The organism is Streptomyces fulvorobeus (genome assembly GCF_013167895.1).
GTDB lineage: Bacteria > Actinomycetota > Actinomycetes > Streptomycetales > Streptomycetaceae > Streptomyces > Streptomyces fulvorobeus.
Window position 1 is genome coordinate 4,182,696 of sequence record NZ_BLWC01000001.1, and the last position, 13,013, is coordinate 4,195,708.

The following is a 13,013-nucleotide window of genomic DNA, read 5'->3' on the forward strand; positions in this document are numbered from 1 at the left end:
CGGCCCGGTCCGCTCATGGCCACCGCTGCGCCGCGGGTGCGTACCCGCTCGTGACCCGCGTACGAGAAACACGAGAAACACGAGAAAGCTGAGACCCGTGTCTGCCGCAGTCTCCTCCCGCCTCCCGGTCTTCCCCTGGGACAGGCTCACGCCCTGCAAGTCGACCGCCGCAGCCCATCCGGACGGCATCGTGGACCTGTCGGTCGGCACCCCCGTCGACCCGGTGCCCGAGCTGATCCAACGCGCGCTCGTCGCCGCCGCGGACAGCCCCGGCTATCCGACGGTCTGGGGCACCGAGGCACTGCGTGACGCCCTGACGGGCTGGGTGGAGCGACGCCTCGGGGCGGTCTCCGTGGCGTACGAGAACGTCCTGCCGGTGGTCGGCTCCAAGGAACTGGTGGCCTGGCTGCCGACCCAGCTCGGCCTCGGCGCGGGCGACAGGGTGGCCTACCCGCGCCTCGCCTACCCGACGTACGAGGTGGGGGCCCGGCTCTGCGGCGCCGAGCCCGTGGCGTACGACGACCCGACCGAGCTGGACCCGGCCGGGCTCAGGCTGCTCTGGCTCAACTCGCCGTCCAACCCGACCGGCCGGGTGCTGTCCAAGGACGAACTCGTCCGGATCGTGGCCTGGGCCCGCGAGCACGGCGTGCTCGTCCTCAGCGACGAGTGCTACCTCGAACTCGGCTGGGAGGCCGAGCCGGTCTCGGTGCTCCACCCCGACGTCTGCGGCGGTACGTACGAGGGCCTCGTCGCCGTCCACTCGCTCTCCAAGCGCTCCAACCTCGCCGGATACCGCGCCGCGTTCATCGCGGGTGACGCGGCGGTACTCGGCGAGCTGCTGCTGATCCGCAAGCACGGCGGGATGATGGCACCCGCCCCGGTCCAGGCGGCCACCGTCGCCGCGCTCGGCGACGACACCCATGTCACCGAGCAGCGCGCCAGGTACGCGAAGCGGCGTACGGCACTGCGTGCGGCGCTGGAGTCCCACGGCTTCCGCATCGAGCACAGCGAGGCGAGTCTGTACCTGTGGGCGACGCGCGAGGAGCCGTGCTGGAAGACCGTGGAGTACCTGGCGGAGCTCGGAATCCTGGTGGCGCCCGGCGACTTCTACGGACCGGCGGGTGACCGCTTCGTGCGGGTGGCGCTCACGGCGACCGACGAGCGGGTGGCCGCGGCCGTCGAGCGGCTCTCCTGACGGGCCCGGTACGGCGAAGGGCCTCGGGAGTGCGCACTCCCGAGGCCCTTCGCCGTACCGCTGTGCTGTGTGGTGCCCGGTGACGGGTCAGCCGATGGGCAGGCCCTGAACGGGCAGCCCGCCCAGGCTCTGGGTCGGCAGGCCGCCGCTCACGGCGTTGGTGGGCAGGCCGCCCTCGGTGGCGGAGCTGGCGGCCGATCCGAGGATCTCCCCGGCGTGCCCCGCCGTCTGGCCGGCGGTCTCCTGGGCGGCCGGGGCGGCGACGGCGCCCGCCTTGCCGACGGTCTTGCCGGCGGCCGGGACGGCCGTGCCGACGATCTTGCCGCCGGTGTCGCCCACGGCCTGGGTGCCCTGCTGGGAGGTGCTGTCGATGGTGTTACCGAGACCGGCACCGTCCAGCGAGGTGAGGCCGCCCAGGTTCGGGGTCTCCGGGAGCCCCGCGGCACCTGCTGCGCCGGCCGCACCGACCACGGGGGCCGCACCTGCGGCGATCAGCAGCGCGGCGCGGGCGATCCGACGGGTCAGGGGGAGGGACATGATGCTCCTTCGACGGTGTTTCAAGCAGTGATCGGACGCACTGACAACAGTCCCGGGGGCGGGGAAGGTTGCGGTGCCGTGAAGTAAAGAGTGGGTAATGCGTCCGGTGGTCGGCGGACCGTCCGCAGGGGAAGAACCCGGGCAAACATTGCATCGCCCGCCCGTCGGAAGAATCGTCACTTCTCAAGGGGCGCAAGGGAAACAGGGTAGATGAAAGGTCGGCGGCGACTGGGCCGTGAGGGGCGCCGGGGAGGTCGGGGGGATGGCCCGTCCGAGGGACGGACCGTACTACTGTGCCAGCCGGATCTGGACCTCGGTGGTGCCCGGTTCGTCCCGCTCCGCGCTTTCCGTGCGCCAGCCGCCACCTGCGGTCCAGACCCGGCCGGCGTAGGAGACCCGGTCGATCCGCAGGGCCCCCGCCCGGGCGACCGCCCAGTGCGCCAGCTCCCAGCCGCGCCTCGGCGCCCCGCCGTCGTCGGACGCCGCGACCGGGCGCACGGGCACCGTCACCGTCGCCCCGGCCTGGGCCCCCGCCGCGAGCGTCTTCGGCAGCACACCCCTGCCGAAGGACCGCACCAGTTCGGCGCGCACCTTTTCGGCGTCCCCCGGACCCGTGGCGGTCGCCGTGCCCGGCGAACACTCCAGGGCGGCAGGGGCGCGGCCGGTCAGCGCCGCCGCGAGCAGCGCGGCGTCCGGCTCGTGCTTCGCGTACGCCTGCGGGAACCCACTGCGCTGGACGCGCTGCGCGGCGACGGTCAGCGGCAGCCGCGAGTAGCCGGGCACCTCGGCCAGGTGGTCGTAGAACTGCCCGGACGCGTACACCGGGTCCATGATCTGCTTCGGGGACCCCCAGCCCTGCGAGGGCCGCTGCTGGAAGAGCCCGAGGGAGTCCCGGTCGCCGTGGCGGATGTTGCGCAGGGCCGACTCCTGGAGTGCGGTGGCGAGCGCGATCGTCACCGCGCGCTCCGGCATCCCCCGCGTGGTACCGACCGCGGAGACCACCGCGGCGTTGGACGCCTGCTCGGGGGTCATCTCGTACGTGTGCCCCTCGCCCTCCGGCCCGTCCGCCGACCGGACCACGCAGCGCTGCGACCCCTTGCCGCCGGAGACGTACTGCACGGCCAGGTAGCCGGCCAGGGCCAGGAGCACGGCGAAGGCGGCCGTGAGGCGCAGGAAGCGGCTACGGCCCGGGCGGGGGCTGGCGGAAGAGGCGGTCCGGGGCACGTGGCCACCGTACTGGAGGCTCCGGGTACGGCGACGGGGCCGTCCCTTAGGGTCGTGGGCATGGCGGAAAGCAAGCTCGACCTCACCCTGGACGGCCCCGCGCTCACAGCCCGGCTGGTCGACTTCCCCTCGGTCAGCGGGAACGAGAAAGCCCTGGCCGACGCGATCGAGGAGGCGCTGCGCGACCTCCCGCACCTGACCGTGGAGCGGTACGGGAACAACGTGATGGCCAGGACGGACCTCGGCCGCGGCGAACGCGTCGTACTGGCCGGGCACATCGACACGGTCCCGGTCGCCGGCAACCTCCCGTCCCGGCTGGACGGGAACGGTGTCCTGTGGGGCTGCGGAACCTCCGACATGAAGTCGGGCGTCGCCGTACAGCTGCGGATCGCGGCGACCGTCCCCGAGCCCAACCGGGACCTCACGTTCATCTTCTACGACAACGAGGAGGTCGCCGCGGACCTCAACGGCCTCGGTCACGTGGCCGAGGCCCACCCCGACTGGCTGGAGGGCGACTTCGCCATCCTCCTGGAGCCCTCCGACGGCCAGGTGGAGGGCGGCTGCCAGGGCACGCTGCGCGTCCTCCTGCGCACGGCGGGGGAGCGGGCGCACTCGGCGCGCAGCTGGATGGGGTCCAACGCCATCCACGCGACGGCCCCGATCCTGGCCCGCCTCGCCGCCTACGAGCCGCGCCGGCCGGTCATCGACGGGCTGGAGTACCGCGAGGGCCTCAACGCCGTGGGGATCGAGGGCGGCGTCGCCACCAACGTCATCCCGGACGCCTGCACGGTCGTCGTCAACTTCCGCTACGCCCCCGACCGCAGCCCCGAGGACGCGGTCGCCCACGTCCACGAGGTCTTCGCGGACTGCGGCGTCGCCGAGGTCGTCATCGACGACCACTCCGGAGCGGCGATGCCCGGCCTCTCGCACCCGGCCGCCGCGGCGTTCATGGCGGCGGTCGGCGGCTCGGCCCAGCCCAAGTTCGGCTGGACGGACGTCTCCCGCTTCGGGGCGCTCGGGGTACCCGCGGTGAACTACGGCCCCGGCAACCCGCTCCTCGCCCACAAGCGCGACGAGCACGTGGTGACCTCACTGATCACTCACTGCGAGGACCGCCTGCGCTCCTGGCTCACCAGCTGACCCATGGCATTCCCCTGCGCGTAACCTCCGTCGATCTACGCTGATCCGACACGCACATCGCAGGTCGGCGGAGGGAGCAGATCATGGGCAACCCGGAGGACGCACGGATTCCCGAGGGCGCGCAGGTCCCCGAAGGTGCGGTCAGACCTGAGGAGCAACGGCTCGGTCCCGTGCTGCGGCGCAGGGACCAGGTACAGCCGGGTACGACCGATCAGCGGCTGCTGGACACGGAGGGCGACTCCGAGTGGGTGCACACCGACCCGTGGCGGGTCATGCGCATCCAGTCGGAGTTCGTGGAGGGATTCGGCGCACTCGCCGAACTGCCGAGCGCGATCAGCGTCTTCGGCTCCGCCAGGACACCGGCGGACAGCCCGGAGTACGAGGCGGGCGTGGCGCTCGGCAGGGCCCTGGTCGAGGCGGGCTTCGCGGTGATCACGGGCGGCGGGCCCGGGGCGATGGAGGCCGCGAACAAGGGGGCGCGAGAGGCGAACGGCGTCTCCGTCGGCCTCGGCATCGAGCTGCCCTACGAGTCCGGCCTCAACCCGCACGTCGACATCGGCGTCAACTTCCGCTACTTCTTCGTCAGAAAGACGATGTTCGTGAAGTACGCCCAGGGCTTCGTGGTCCTGCCCGGCGGCCTCGGCACCCTGGACGAGCTCTTCGAGGCCCTGACGCTGGTCCAGACGGGCAAGGTCACCCGCTTCCCGATCGTGCTCTTCGGCACGGCGTACTGGGGCGGCCTGGTCGACTGGCTCCGGGACACGGTGGTGGCCCAGGCCAAGGCGTCCCAGAAGGACCTGCTGCTCTTCCACGTCACGGACGACGTGGAGGAGGCGGTCATGCTGGTGACCAAGGAGGTCGGCCGGTAGAGCCCGGTCCCCGACCGCCGGACCGGGCCGCGTATCCGCCCCGTCCGGCGGTCGAGGAGGGCCTCTCAGCCCCCGGGCCGCGGGGCCAGGGGCTCTCGCGTGACCAGCTCCTACGCCAGTCCCCGCCGTGCCACCGCCGGCGCCCTGTGTCCGGCGACCGAAGCGACCATGTCGAGCACCTGGCGCGTCTCCGCGACCTCGTGCACCCGGTACACCCGCGCCCCCAGCCACGCCGAGACCGCGGTCGTCGCCAGGGTGCCGATCACCCGTTCCCTGACCGGGCGGTCGAGCGTCTCGCCCACGAAGTCCTTGTTCGACAGGGAGACGAGCACGGGCCATCCCGTCTCCGCCATCTCACCCAGCCGGCGCGTCGCCTCCAGCGAGTGACGGGTGTTCTTCCCGAAGTCGTGACCGGGGTCGATCATGATCCCGTCCGGCCGCACGCCGAGCGCCACGGCCCGTTCCGCCAGCCCCACGGTCACCCGCAGGATGTCCGCCATCACGTCCTCGTACTCGGCGCGGTGCGGCCGGGTCCGCGGCTCCGCGCCGCCCGCGTGCGTGCACACCAGGCCCGCGCCGTACCGGGCGGCGACCTCCGCGAGCCTGGGGTCGACACCGCCCCAGGCGTCGTTCAGCACGTCCGCCCCCGCCTCGCAGACCGCCTCGCCCACGTCGTGGCGCCAGGTGTCCACGCTGATCACCACGTCCGGGTGGCGCCGCCGCACCTCGGCGACGAATCCGACCGTGCGGCGGGCCTCCTCGGCGGCGGTCACCTCCTCACCGGGCCCCGCCTTCACCCCGCCGATGTCGATGATCGCGGCGCCTTCCGCGACCGCCTGCTCGACCCGGGTGAGCGCCGGCTCGTCGAGGAAGGTCGCGCCCCGGTCGTAGAAGGAGTCCGGGGTCCGGTTCACGATGGCCATGATCACCGGGTCGCGCGGACCGAACTCCCGCCGCCCGAGCCTGAGCGCACCGCTTCGCATCCCGTGTCTCCTCCTCAGTAGGTCGCCTGCGACCCTAACCGCCGGTGGCGCGTGGCACGATCGGAGCCGGACAGATTTCCGCCCCCGGGGAGATGCGTGTGTTCTGGTTCTTGCTGCTCACGATGGTCGTGGTGGTGGCCGCGGTCACGCTCGCGGTGGTCGGCGGAGGCGACAGCCCCGTCCTGCGGGACGTTCCGCCGGAACGGCTCACCGACCCGCTGCCCGCCACGCGCCCGGTCGGCCGCGCGGATGTCGACGCGCTGCGCCTGCCGATGGCCGCCCGGGGCTACCGCATGGCCGACGTGGACGAGGCGCTGGCCCGGCTCGGCGCCGAGCTCGCCGAACGCGACGCCCGGATCGCCGAGCTGGAGTCCGCGCTCGCGGGCGCCCAGGCGACCGCGGTCAACGGCCCCGATCTGCTGAAGCGGCGGCCGCCGGAGCCTGACTCCGGGCCGTACGCCGCGGAGGAGGACCAGCGATGAGCGCCGGAGCCGCACCCGCCGCGGACGGCGGCCTGCGCTGCCCGTGGGGGCTCTCGACGCAGGACTACCTCGCCTACCACGACACCGAGTGGGGCCGGCCCGTCCACGGCGACGACGCCCTGTTCGAACGGCTCTGCCTGGAGGCGTTCCAGTCCGGTCTCTCCTGGCTGACGATCCTGCGCCGCCGGGAGGGCTTCCGCAGCGCCTTCGCCGGATTCCGGATCTCCGCGGTGGCGGAGTTCACCGAAGCCGACAAGGAACGGCTCATGGCCGACGCGGGCATCATCCGCAACCGGGCGAAGATCGACGCCACCCTCGCCAACGCCCAGGTGCTCGCGGGCTGGGGCGAGGGGGAGCTGGACGCGCTGATCTGGTCGTACGCCCCCGACCCGGCGACCCGGCCCGTCCCCCGCGTCCTGGGAGACGTGCCCGCGGTCACCGCGGAGTCCACGGCACTCGCCAAGGAGCTCAAGAAGCGGTCCATCCGCTTCGTCGGCCCCACGACGGCCTACGCCCTGATGCAGGCGTGCGGCCTGGTCGACGACCACCTCGCCGACTGCGTCTCCCGGCACGGCACCGCTTAACGCCCCAGGTACTCCGGACGCTCCTTGGCCAGGAAGGCCCGCACCGCGATCGTGTGGTCCTGTGAGGCGCCCGCGCGGGTCTGGAGCTCGTCCTCCTTCTCCAGCGTCTCCGAGAGCGTGTGGGACGCCCCGTAGGCCATGGACGCCTTGAGCGAGGCGTACGCCACGGTCGGCCCCTCCGCGAGGGCGCGGGCCACCGCCGCGGCCTCCTTCGCCAGGTCGGCGGCGGGCACGACCCTGTTCGCGATCCCGAGGTCGTACGCCTCCTGCGCGGGGACCGAGCGCGGGAAGAGGAGCAGGTCGGCCGCGCGGCTCCCGCCGATCAGCCGGGGCAGTGTCCAGGAGACGCCCGAGTCGGCGGTGAGCGCGACACCCGCGAACGAGGTGTTGAACGACGCCGTGTCCGCCACCACGCGGTAGTCGGCCGCCAGCGCGAACCCGAAGCCCGCTCCGGCCGCGACCCCGTTGACCCCGGCGACGACGGGCTTCTCCATCCCGGTGATCGCCCGCACGATGGGGTTGTAGTGCTCCCGCACGGTGCTCAGCGCGTTCCCGCCGTCCGGCCCGCCGGACTCCGCGAGCTTGGAGACGTGCTCCTTGAGGTCCTGGCCGACACAGAAGGCGCGCCCGGTGGCCGTGAGCAGAACCGCGCGCACCGCGCTGTCGGCCGCCGCCTCCCGCAGCGCCTCACGGAGCGCGACCTTGGCCTCGGTGTTCATGGCGTTCATCGCGTCGGGACGGTTGATGGTGATCGTCGCGAGTCCGTCGCTCACGTCCACGAGCACGGTTCGCGCCATGGTGTCGGCCATTCTGATGTCCTCTTTTCGGCTCCTGGGTTCTGCCTGTCCAGGCAAGCATGGCCGACTTCCGGGGGCGGGGGCATGTGACCTGCGTCTAACAATTGGCTCTCACCTGGGGGCCGAAGGCGGCGCAGTATCGCAGCCGGATTGCCGTATTGGGTGGTTTTGAGAGAGCGCGTTGCGCAAGCGATGCCGACCGATGTTGGTCATCGGGGTCTTCGATGCGGGATAATGGCCAGGAAGCAATGTGTTCGATGCCGGTGAGGCAGCGCCTGTCATGGGGCCGCCGGTTGTTATGAGCTGGTTTCAGGAAGGGGAACGAGCATGGCGGCCATGAAGCCGCGGACGGGCGACGGCCCGCTCGAGGTGACAAAGGAGGGGCGGGGCATCGTCATGCGCGTTCCGCTCGAAGGCGGCGGTCGGCTTGTTGTCGAGCTGACGCCGGACGAAGCCGACGCACTCGGCGATGCCCTCAAGAAGGTCGTCGGCTGACGCAGAGACGCCTCAATCACTTCCCGGCTGCCCCGGTACGGATTCCGTACCGGGGCAGCCGTACGAGCACGGGGCGGCCGTGCGCGGAGGGCGTACGCCGGAGCGGACAGCAGGTGGCGGGCGTGCGGTCCGGCGGGCCGGCGGTCAGCCGCGGCGGACCGCGCAGAGCAGTCCGTCGCCGACCGGCAGCAGCGTCGCCATCAGCTCCTGGCTCTCCCGCACGGCGCGCAGCAGCTCACGCAGACGCAGCACCTCGGCGGGCTGGGCCGCGGAGTCGACCGTACGGCCGTCCGCGAACATGCCCTCGAAGCAGACCAGACCGCCCGGCCGCAGCAGGCGCAACGATTCAGCGAGGCAGTCGAGGCTCTCCAGCCGGTCACCGTCGCAGAAGACGAGGTCGTAGCCCCCGTCCGCGAGGCGCGGCAGCACGTCCAGGGCGCGCCCCGGGATGAAGCGGGCGCGGTTCGTGGCGAAGCCGGCCGACCGGAACGCCTGGCGGGCGAACTGCTGGCGCTCCGGTTCCGGGTCGACCGTCGTCAGTACGCCGTCCGGCCGCATCCCGTGCAGCAGATAGATGCCGGACACGCCGGTGCCGGTGCCGATCTCGGCCACCGCTTTGGCGTCCGCGGTGGCAGCGAGAAGGCGCAGCGCGGCACCGGTGCCCGGGGACACCGAGCGGAGCCCTGCCTCGTGGGCCCGGTCCCGGGCCCAGCGCAGAGCTTCGTCCTCGGCGACAAAGGCGTCGGCGAACGCCCAGCTCGTCTGCCGGTTGGCGGTAATGACCCTCTCCTGACCCCGTAGTTGGCGCAACGGTGACTGTATCCGCTGGACGCGGGAACCCGCAGATGGGACCGGGCGTTATGCAAGGACAGGGGAAAGCGCCTGGACCGGGCCCGCGCATCGGGACCGTCATCATGCGCCACGAGGCCGGTCAGGCCCCGCCCCCAGCAGGAAAAAGGCTTATCCGGAGCTAACGGGCGAGGTGGCTATGGTAGGGGCTCCAGTGGACACCACCAGAGCCGACAGGGGAGGTGCGGCTACGCCTGTAGACCGCAGGGGAGTGCTGAGGCGCTTGCTCAGGTCGGCTGGTGAGCCGAGATCCGTGACCGACATTGCTGACCGTTCTTCCGACGCTTCCGCACCCACAGCGACGTTCGCCCCGGATGCGGAATCCCAGGCGTGGACCCCGCCCTCATGGGAAGAGATCGTCAGCACGCACAGCGGTCGCGTGTACCGCCTTGCCTACCGGCTGACGGGCAACCAGCACGATGCCGAGGACCTCACCCAGGAGGTCTTCGTCCGTGTCTTCAGATCGCTGTCGACGTACACGCCCGGCACCTTCGAGGGCTGGCTGCACCGCATCACCACCAATCTCTTCCTGGACATGGTCCGCCGCAAGCAGCGCATCCGCTTCGACTCCCTCGGTGACGACGCGGCCGAGCGGCTGCCGAGCCGTGAGCCGTCCCCGCAGCAGGTCTTCAACGACACCCACTTCGACGCGGACGTCCAGCAGGCGCTCGACACCCTCGCGCCCGAGTTCCGCGCGGCGGTCGTGCTCTGCGACATCGAAGGACTCTCGTACGAGGAGATCGCCGCGACACTCGGCGTGAAGCTCGGCACCGTGCGCAGCCGTATCCACCGGGGCCGCTCGCACCTGCGCAAGGCGCTCAAGCACCGTTCGCCCGAGGCCCGCGCCGAGCAGCGGTCCCTGGCGGACGCGGTCCTGGCGGGGGAGGTAGGACCGGCGTGAGCGGCACAGGACCGACCCCCGCGGAACAGCATCTGGGGGACCGGCTCGCCGCGCTCGTCGACGGTGAGCTCAAACACGACGCCCGTGAGCGGGTCCTCGCCCACCTGGCGACCTGCTGCAAGTGCAAGGCCGAGGCGGACGCCCAGCGGCGTCTGAAGAGTGTCTTCGCGCAGTCGGCCCCGCCCTCCCCCTCCGAAGGCTTCCTCGCCCGGCTGCAGGGTCTTCCCGGCGGTCCTGGCGGCGACGCCGGCCCCGGTGGACGGTTCGGTGGCGGCGGACGCTTCCCCGAGGGGCGTTTCGGCGACGGGCACTTCACCGACCGACGCCTCACCGACGGGCTCTTCCCGGCGGCACAGCCCTCCGGCGGCGCGGACGACCGCCCGTCCGCTCCCCGCCCCCTCGACGGTTTCGGCTACCTCCCCGCCCCGCACGGCTCCACGGCCGCCCTGCCCGGCGGCGCGTCCGGTTCCGCCTTCCGGATACACGAGGTGGGCCGGGAGGCCGACCGCTCCGTGTGGCGGGGCAGGTTCGCGTTCGCCGCGGCCAGTGCCGTGTCGCTCGCCGCCATCGCCCTGGGCGGCTCGCTCCCCCTCGACTCCACGTCCGGCTCCGTGTTCCGTGCCGAGGGCGCCGGCAGCAAGGTCACCCCGATCGACGCCGAGGCGCGGGCCGAGGACGGCGACGGGACGGCCGCACGCAGCAGCGGGGGAGGGGGCACGCTCACCGTGAAGGGCGACCGCAGCGCCCCGTCGTCCCCGCCCGCCCCCCCGGTGTCCCCACCGCTCCCGGTCGGGGCGCCGCCGGCCACCACGGCTCCGCCCCCGCTCCTCACCCCGCGTTTCTCGGAGCAGACGTTCGCGCTGCCCGTGCTGAACGTGTCCTTGCCCGCGCTCATACGCCCCTCGGACATCACCCCGCTGCTCTCCCCGACGACCGGGGACAAGGTCGCTCCGAGGACCCTGGCGCCGGTTGGGACCGCCTCCGCCTTCCCCGCTCCCACCGATCACGCACTGCCCCTTTTCCCCCGGCGCTGACGGGGACCCTGCGCGGAGATTCGCAAACCTGGTTGAATTCCGGGAGGGACGCCCCTGTGGGGACGTGCAGAGGCCAGTTGCGGGGAGAACATGGACGACGGGAAGCCCAGCGGGCCGAAGGCGAAGTGGTGGAGCCGCCCCACGACGGGCCCCACCGGTCACGGTGGGCCGGAGGGAGCCGTTCCCGCCCCGGGTACCGACCCCACGGCGGGAGCCACCGGCCCCGTCGAGGCGCGGCCCGCGCCGCCCGTACCGCAGGACACCGCGCCACCCGTGGAGCCCGCGCCGCCCGTGGCCGACGGGGAGGCGACCGGGCGGATACCGGCCGCACCGACGGGGCCGCCCGCCGGGGAGCCGCCGGCGCCCGAGGCCCCGCGCGCTCAGCCGCTGCACGCGCCGGACGAGTACAGCACCCCGCCCTACGGCGGGCCCGGCCCCTGGGCCCTCGCCCCGCCCGTGCAGCGCCCGGTGGCGACTCCGGCCCGCGGCACGCCCGTACCGCCGCCGTACGCGGGGCCGAACGGCCAGGGCGGCGCCACCGGCCCCGCGTTCGCACCCCCGCACCAGCAGCAGCCCGACCCGCACGAGCAGCACCCCCAGCCCCATACGCAGCACCCCCACCCGCCCCACCCCCAGCAGCCCACGTCCTCGCAGTGGCTCCAGTACGACCCCTGGGGCGCCGCCCACCAGCCGCTCAGCGCCACCGGTCCCTCCTTCGGTCCCGAGACCGGGCACGGGAGGCGCAGACGTGGTCCTGCCCTCGTCGGGGTCGTGCTGATCGCCCTGGTCGCGGGCGGCATCGGCGGCGGCATCGGCGCGTACGTAGAGCGCACCGGCGGTCTGACCTCGGTCGAACTGCCGCAGGCCGGACGGGACAGCGGGGGCCGGGCCCCCGACAGCGTCGCCGGGATCGCCGCCAGCGCGCTGCCCAGCGTGGTCACCCTCCACGTCAGCGGCACCGGCGAGTCGGGCACCGGCACCGGCTTCGTCCTCGACGACGACGGGCACATCCTCACCAACAACCACGTCGTCGCCCCCGCGGGCGGCAGCGGCGCCATCACCGTGACGTTCAGCGGTGGCGAGACCGCGAGCGCCGAGATCGTCGGCAAGGACAGCGGTTACGACCTCGCCGTGGTCAGGGTCCGGGGTGTCTCCGGCCTCAAGCCGCTGGCCCTGGGCAACTCCGACAACGTGCGGGTCGGTGACCCGGTGGTGGCCATCGGCGCCCCCTTCGACCTCTCCAACACGGTCACCTCCGGCATCATCAGCGCCAAGGAGCGGCCCATCACCGCGGGCGGCGAGAAGGGCGACGGCACCGACGTCAGTTACGTCGACGCGATCCAGACCGACGCCCCGATCAACCCGGGGAACTCCGGCGGGCCGCTCGTCGACTCCCGGGCGCACGTCATCGGCATCAACAGCGCCATCCGGGCCGCCGACAGCGGCACCGGCATGGACGGCGGACAGTCCGGTTCCATCGGTCTCGGTTTCGCCATACCGATCAACCAGGGCAAGCGCGTCGCCGAGGAACTGATCAACACCGGCAGGGCCACCCACCCGGTGATCGGGGTCACGCTGGACATGAAGTACGCGGGCGACGGCGCCAAGGTCGGGACGAGGAGTGCGGGCGGCGGCCCGGCCGTCACCTCGGGCGGCCCGGGGGCCGAGGCGGGCATCAGGCCGGGCGACGTCATCACCGAGGTGGACGGCGCGCGGGTGCACAGCGGCGAGGAGCTCATCGTCAAGATCCGCGCCCACCGTCCCGGCGACCGGCTCGGCCTCAAGCTGACCCGCGGCGGCGACGACCTGTCACTGACGGTGACCCTCGGCTCGGCAAGCGGCACCTGACCGCCACCGGAAGGTACCGCCCGGACAGCTTCGACGGGTACCTTTGGAGCGAGTCCGGGCCTCACCCGGCCCGGT

Annotated in this window: 14 protein-coding genes; 9 read left to right on the forward strand and 5 right to left on the reverse strand. The window is 72.9% G+C overall.

The window, feature by feature from the left end:
• The first annotated feature begins 97 nt into the window (after positions 1 to 97).
• A complete protein-coding gene (gene dapC / locus Sfulv_RS19030; protein ID WP_218578052.1) occupies positions 98 to 1,195 on the forward strand; it encodes a succinyldiaminopimelate transaminase in 1,098 nt (365 codons plus the stop codon).
• Between the two features lie 87 nt (positions 1,196 to 1,282).
• On the opposite strand, the gene Sfulv_RS19035 is transcribed toward dapC, so the two are convergent.
• Together Sfulv_RS19035 and Sfulv_RS19040 are read right to left on the reverse strand one after the other, a co-directional pair.
• Positions 1,283 to 1,732, reverse strand: a complete 450-nt coding sequence (locus tag Sfulv_RS19035) for an ATP-binding protein (protein WP_173315667.1) — start codon at positions 1,730 to 1,732, stop codon at positions 1,283 to 1,285.
• A 288-nt stretch (positions 1,733 to 2,020) separates the two neighbouring features.
• A complete protein-coding gene (locus Sfulv_RS19040) occupies positions 2,021 to 2,956 on the reverse strand; it encodes a hypothetical protein (protein ID WP_173315669.1) in 936 nt (311 codons plus the stop codon).
• Between the two features lie 60 nt (positions 2,957 to 3,016).
• On the opposite strand from Sfulv_RS19040, the gene dapE reads away from it, so the two are divergent.
• Together dapE and Sfulv_RS19050 are read left to right on the forward strand one after the other, a co-directional pair.
• Positions 3,017 to 4,096 carry a succinyl-diaminopimelate desuccinylase gene (gene dapE, locus Sfulv_RS19045; protein WP_173315670.1) on the forward strand — a complete coding sequence of 360 codons (1,080 nt, stop codon included), beginning with the start codon at positions 3,017 to 3,019 and terminating at the stop codon, positions 4,094 to 4,096.
• A gap of 83 nt (positions 4,097 to 4,179) precedes the next feature.
• Complete coding sequence (locus tag Sfulv_RS19050) at positions 4,180 to 4,965, forward strand: LOG family protein (protein WP_173315672.1); 786 nt, start codon at positions 4,180 to 4,182, stop codon at positions 4,963 to 4,965.
• Positions 4,966 to 5,075: 110 nt separating this feature from the next.
• On the opposite strand, the gene folP is transcribed toward Sfulv_RS19050, so the two are convergent.
• Entirely contained in the window at positions 5,076 to 5,948 is an 873-nt protein-coding gene (folP, locus tag Sfulv_RS19055) for a dihydropteroate synthase (RefSeq protein WP_173315674.1), read from the reverse strand.
• Positions 5,949 to 6,040: 92 nt separating this feature from the next.
• Between folP and Sfulv_RS19060 the strand changes: the two genes are divergently transcribed.
• The gene (locus tag Sfulv_RS19060; RefSeq protein WP_173315676.1) at positions 6,041 to 6,430 is read left to right on the forward strand and encodes a DivIVA domain-containing protein; all 390 of its coding nucleotides are present in this window, start codon (positions 6,041 to 6,043) and stop codon (positions 6,428 to 6,430) included.
• Positions 6,427 to 7,014, forward strand: a complete 588-nt coding sequence (locus tag Sfulv_RS19065) for a DNA-3-methyladenine glycosylase I (protein ID WP_246353172.1) — start codon at positions 6,427 to 6,429, stop codon at positions 7,012 to 7,014. The genes Sfulv_RS19060 and Sfulv_RS19065 overlap by 4 nt, the downstream gene beginning before the upstream one ends.
• Here Sfulv_RS19065 and chcB read toward each other — a convergent pair.
• Positions 7,011 to 7,823, reverse strand: a complete 813-nt coding sequence (gene chcB / locus Sfulv_RS19070; RefSeq protein WP_173315678.1) for a 2-cyclohexenylcarbonyl CoA isomerase — start codon at positions 7,821 to 7,823, stop codon at positions 7,011 to 7,013. The two genes, Sfulv_RS19065 and chcB, sit on opposite strands and share 4 nt — an antisense overlap.
• A 315-nt stretch (positions 7,824 to 8,138) precedes the next feature.
• Between chcB and Sfulv_RS19075 the strand changes: the two genes are divergently transcribed.
• Positions 8,139 to 8,306 (forward strand): DUF3117 domain-containing protein, encoded by a 168-nt coding sequence (locus Sfulv_RS19075; RefSeq protein WP_003966491.1) that lies wholly within the window; start codon positions 8,139 to 8,141, stop codon positions 8,304 to 8,306.
• Positions 8,307 to 8,450: 144 nt separating this feature from the next.
• On the opposite strand, the gene Sfulv_RS19080 is transcribed toward Sfulv_RS19075, so the two are convergent.
• Positions 8,451 to 9,116: an O-methyltransferase gene (locus tag Sfulv_RS19080; protein ID WP_173315680.1), complete on the reverse strand. Its 666-nt coding sequence runs from the start codon at positions 9,114 to 9,116 to the stop codon at positions 8,451 to 8,453.
• 250 nt (positions 9,117 to 9,366) lie between these two features.
• On the opposite strand from Sfulv_RS19080, the gene sigE reads away from it, so the two are divergent.
• From sigE to Sfulv_RS19095, 3 genes are all read left to right on the forward strand, one after another.
• On the forward strand, positions 9,367 to 10,056 hold the full coding sequence (gene sigE / locus Sfulv_RS19085; protein WP_173315682.1) for an RNA polymerase sigma factor SigE: 690 nt from the start codon (positions 9,367 to 9,369) through the stop codon (positions 10,054 to 10,056).
• On the forward strand, positions 10,053 to 11,090 hold the full coding sequence (locus Sfulv_RS19090) for an anti-sigma factor family protein (protein WP_173315684.1): 1,038 nt from the start codon (positions 10,053 to 10,055) through the stop codon (positions 11,088 to 11,090). The genes sigE and Sfulv_RS19090 overlap by 4 nt, the downstream gene beginning before the upstream one ends.
• Positions 11,091 to 11,180: 90 nt before the next feature.
• Complete coding sequence (locus Sfulv_RS19095; RefSeq protein WP_173315686.1) at positions 11,181 to 12,938, forward strand: S1C family serine protease; 1,758 nt, start codon at positions 11,181 to 11,183, stop codon at positions 12,936 to 12,938.
• The last annotated feature ends 75 nt before the right edge of the window (positions 12,939 to 13,013 follow it).

Bases quoted from the DNA above. Each gene is read 5' to 3' on its own strand.
- folP (WP_173315674.1), bottom strand. From the start codon at position 5,948: ATGCGAAGCGGTGCGCTCAGGCTCGGGCGGCGGGAGTTCGGTCCGCGC.
- dapE (WP_173315670.1), top strand. From the start codon at position 3,017: ATGGCGGAAAGCAAGCTCGACCTCACCCTGGACGGCCCCGCGCTCACA.
- Sfulv_RS19095 (WP_173315686.1), top strand. From the start codon at position 11,181: ATGGACGACGGGAAGCCCAGCGGGCCGAAGGCGAAGTGGTGGAGCCGC.
- chcB (WP_173315678.1), bottom strand. From the start codon at position 7,823: ATGGCCGACACCATGGCGCGAACCGTGCTCGTGGACGTGAGCGACGGA.
- Sfulv_RS19050 (WP_173315672.1), top strand. From the start codon at position 4,180: ATGGGCAACCCGGAGGACGCACGGATTCCCGAGGGCGCGCAGGTCCCC.
- Sfulv_RS19060 (WP_173315676.1), top strand. From the start codon at position 6,041: ATGCGTGTGTTCTGGTTCTTGCTGCTCACGATGGTCGTGGTGGTGGCC.
- Sfulv_RS19065 (WP_246353172.1), top strand. From the start codon at position 6,427: ATGAGCGCCGGAGCCGCACCCGCCGCGGACGGCGGCCTGCGCTGCCCG.
- Sfulv_RS19075 (WP_003966491.1), top strand. From the start codon at position 8,139: ATGGCGGCCATGAAGCCGCGGACGGGCGACGGCCCGCTCGAGGTGACA.
- Sfulv_RS19035 (WP_173315667.1), bottom strand. From the start codon at position 1,732: ATGTCCCTCCCCCTGACCCGTCGGATCGCCCGCGCCGCGCTGCTGATC.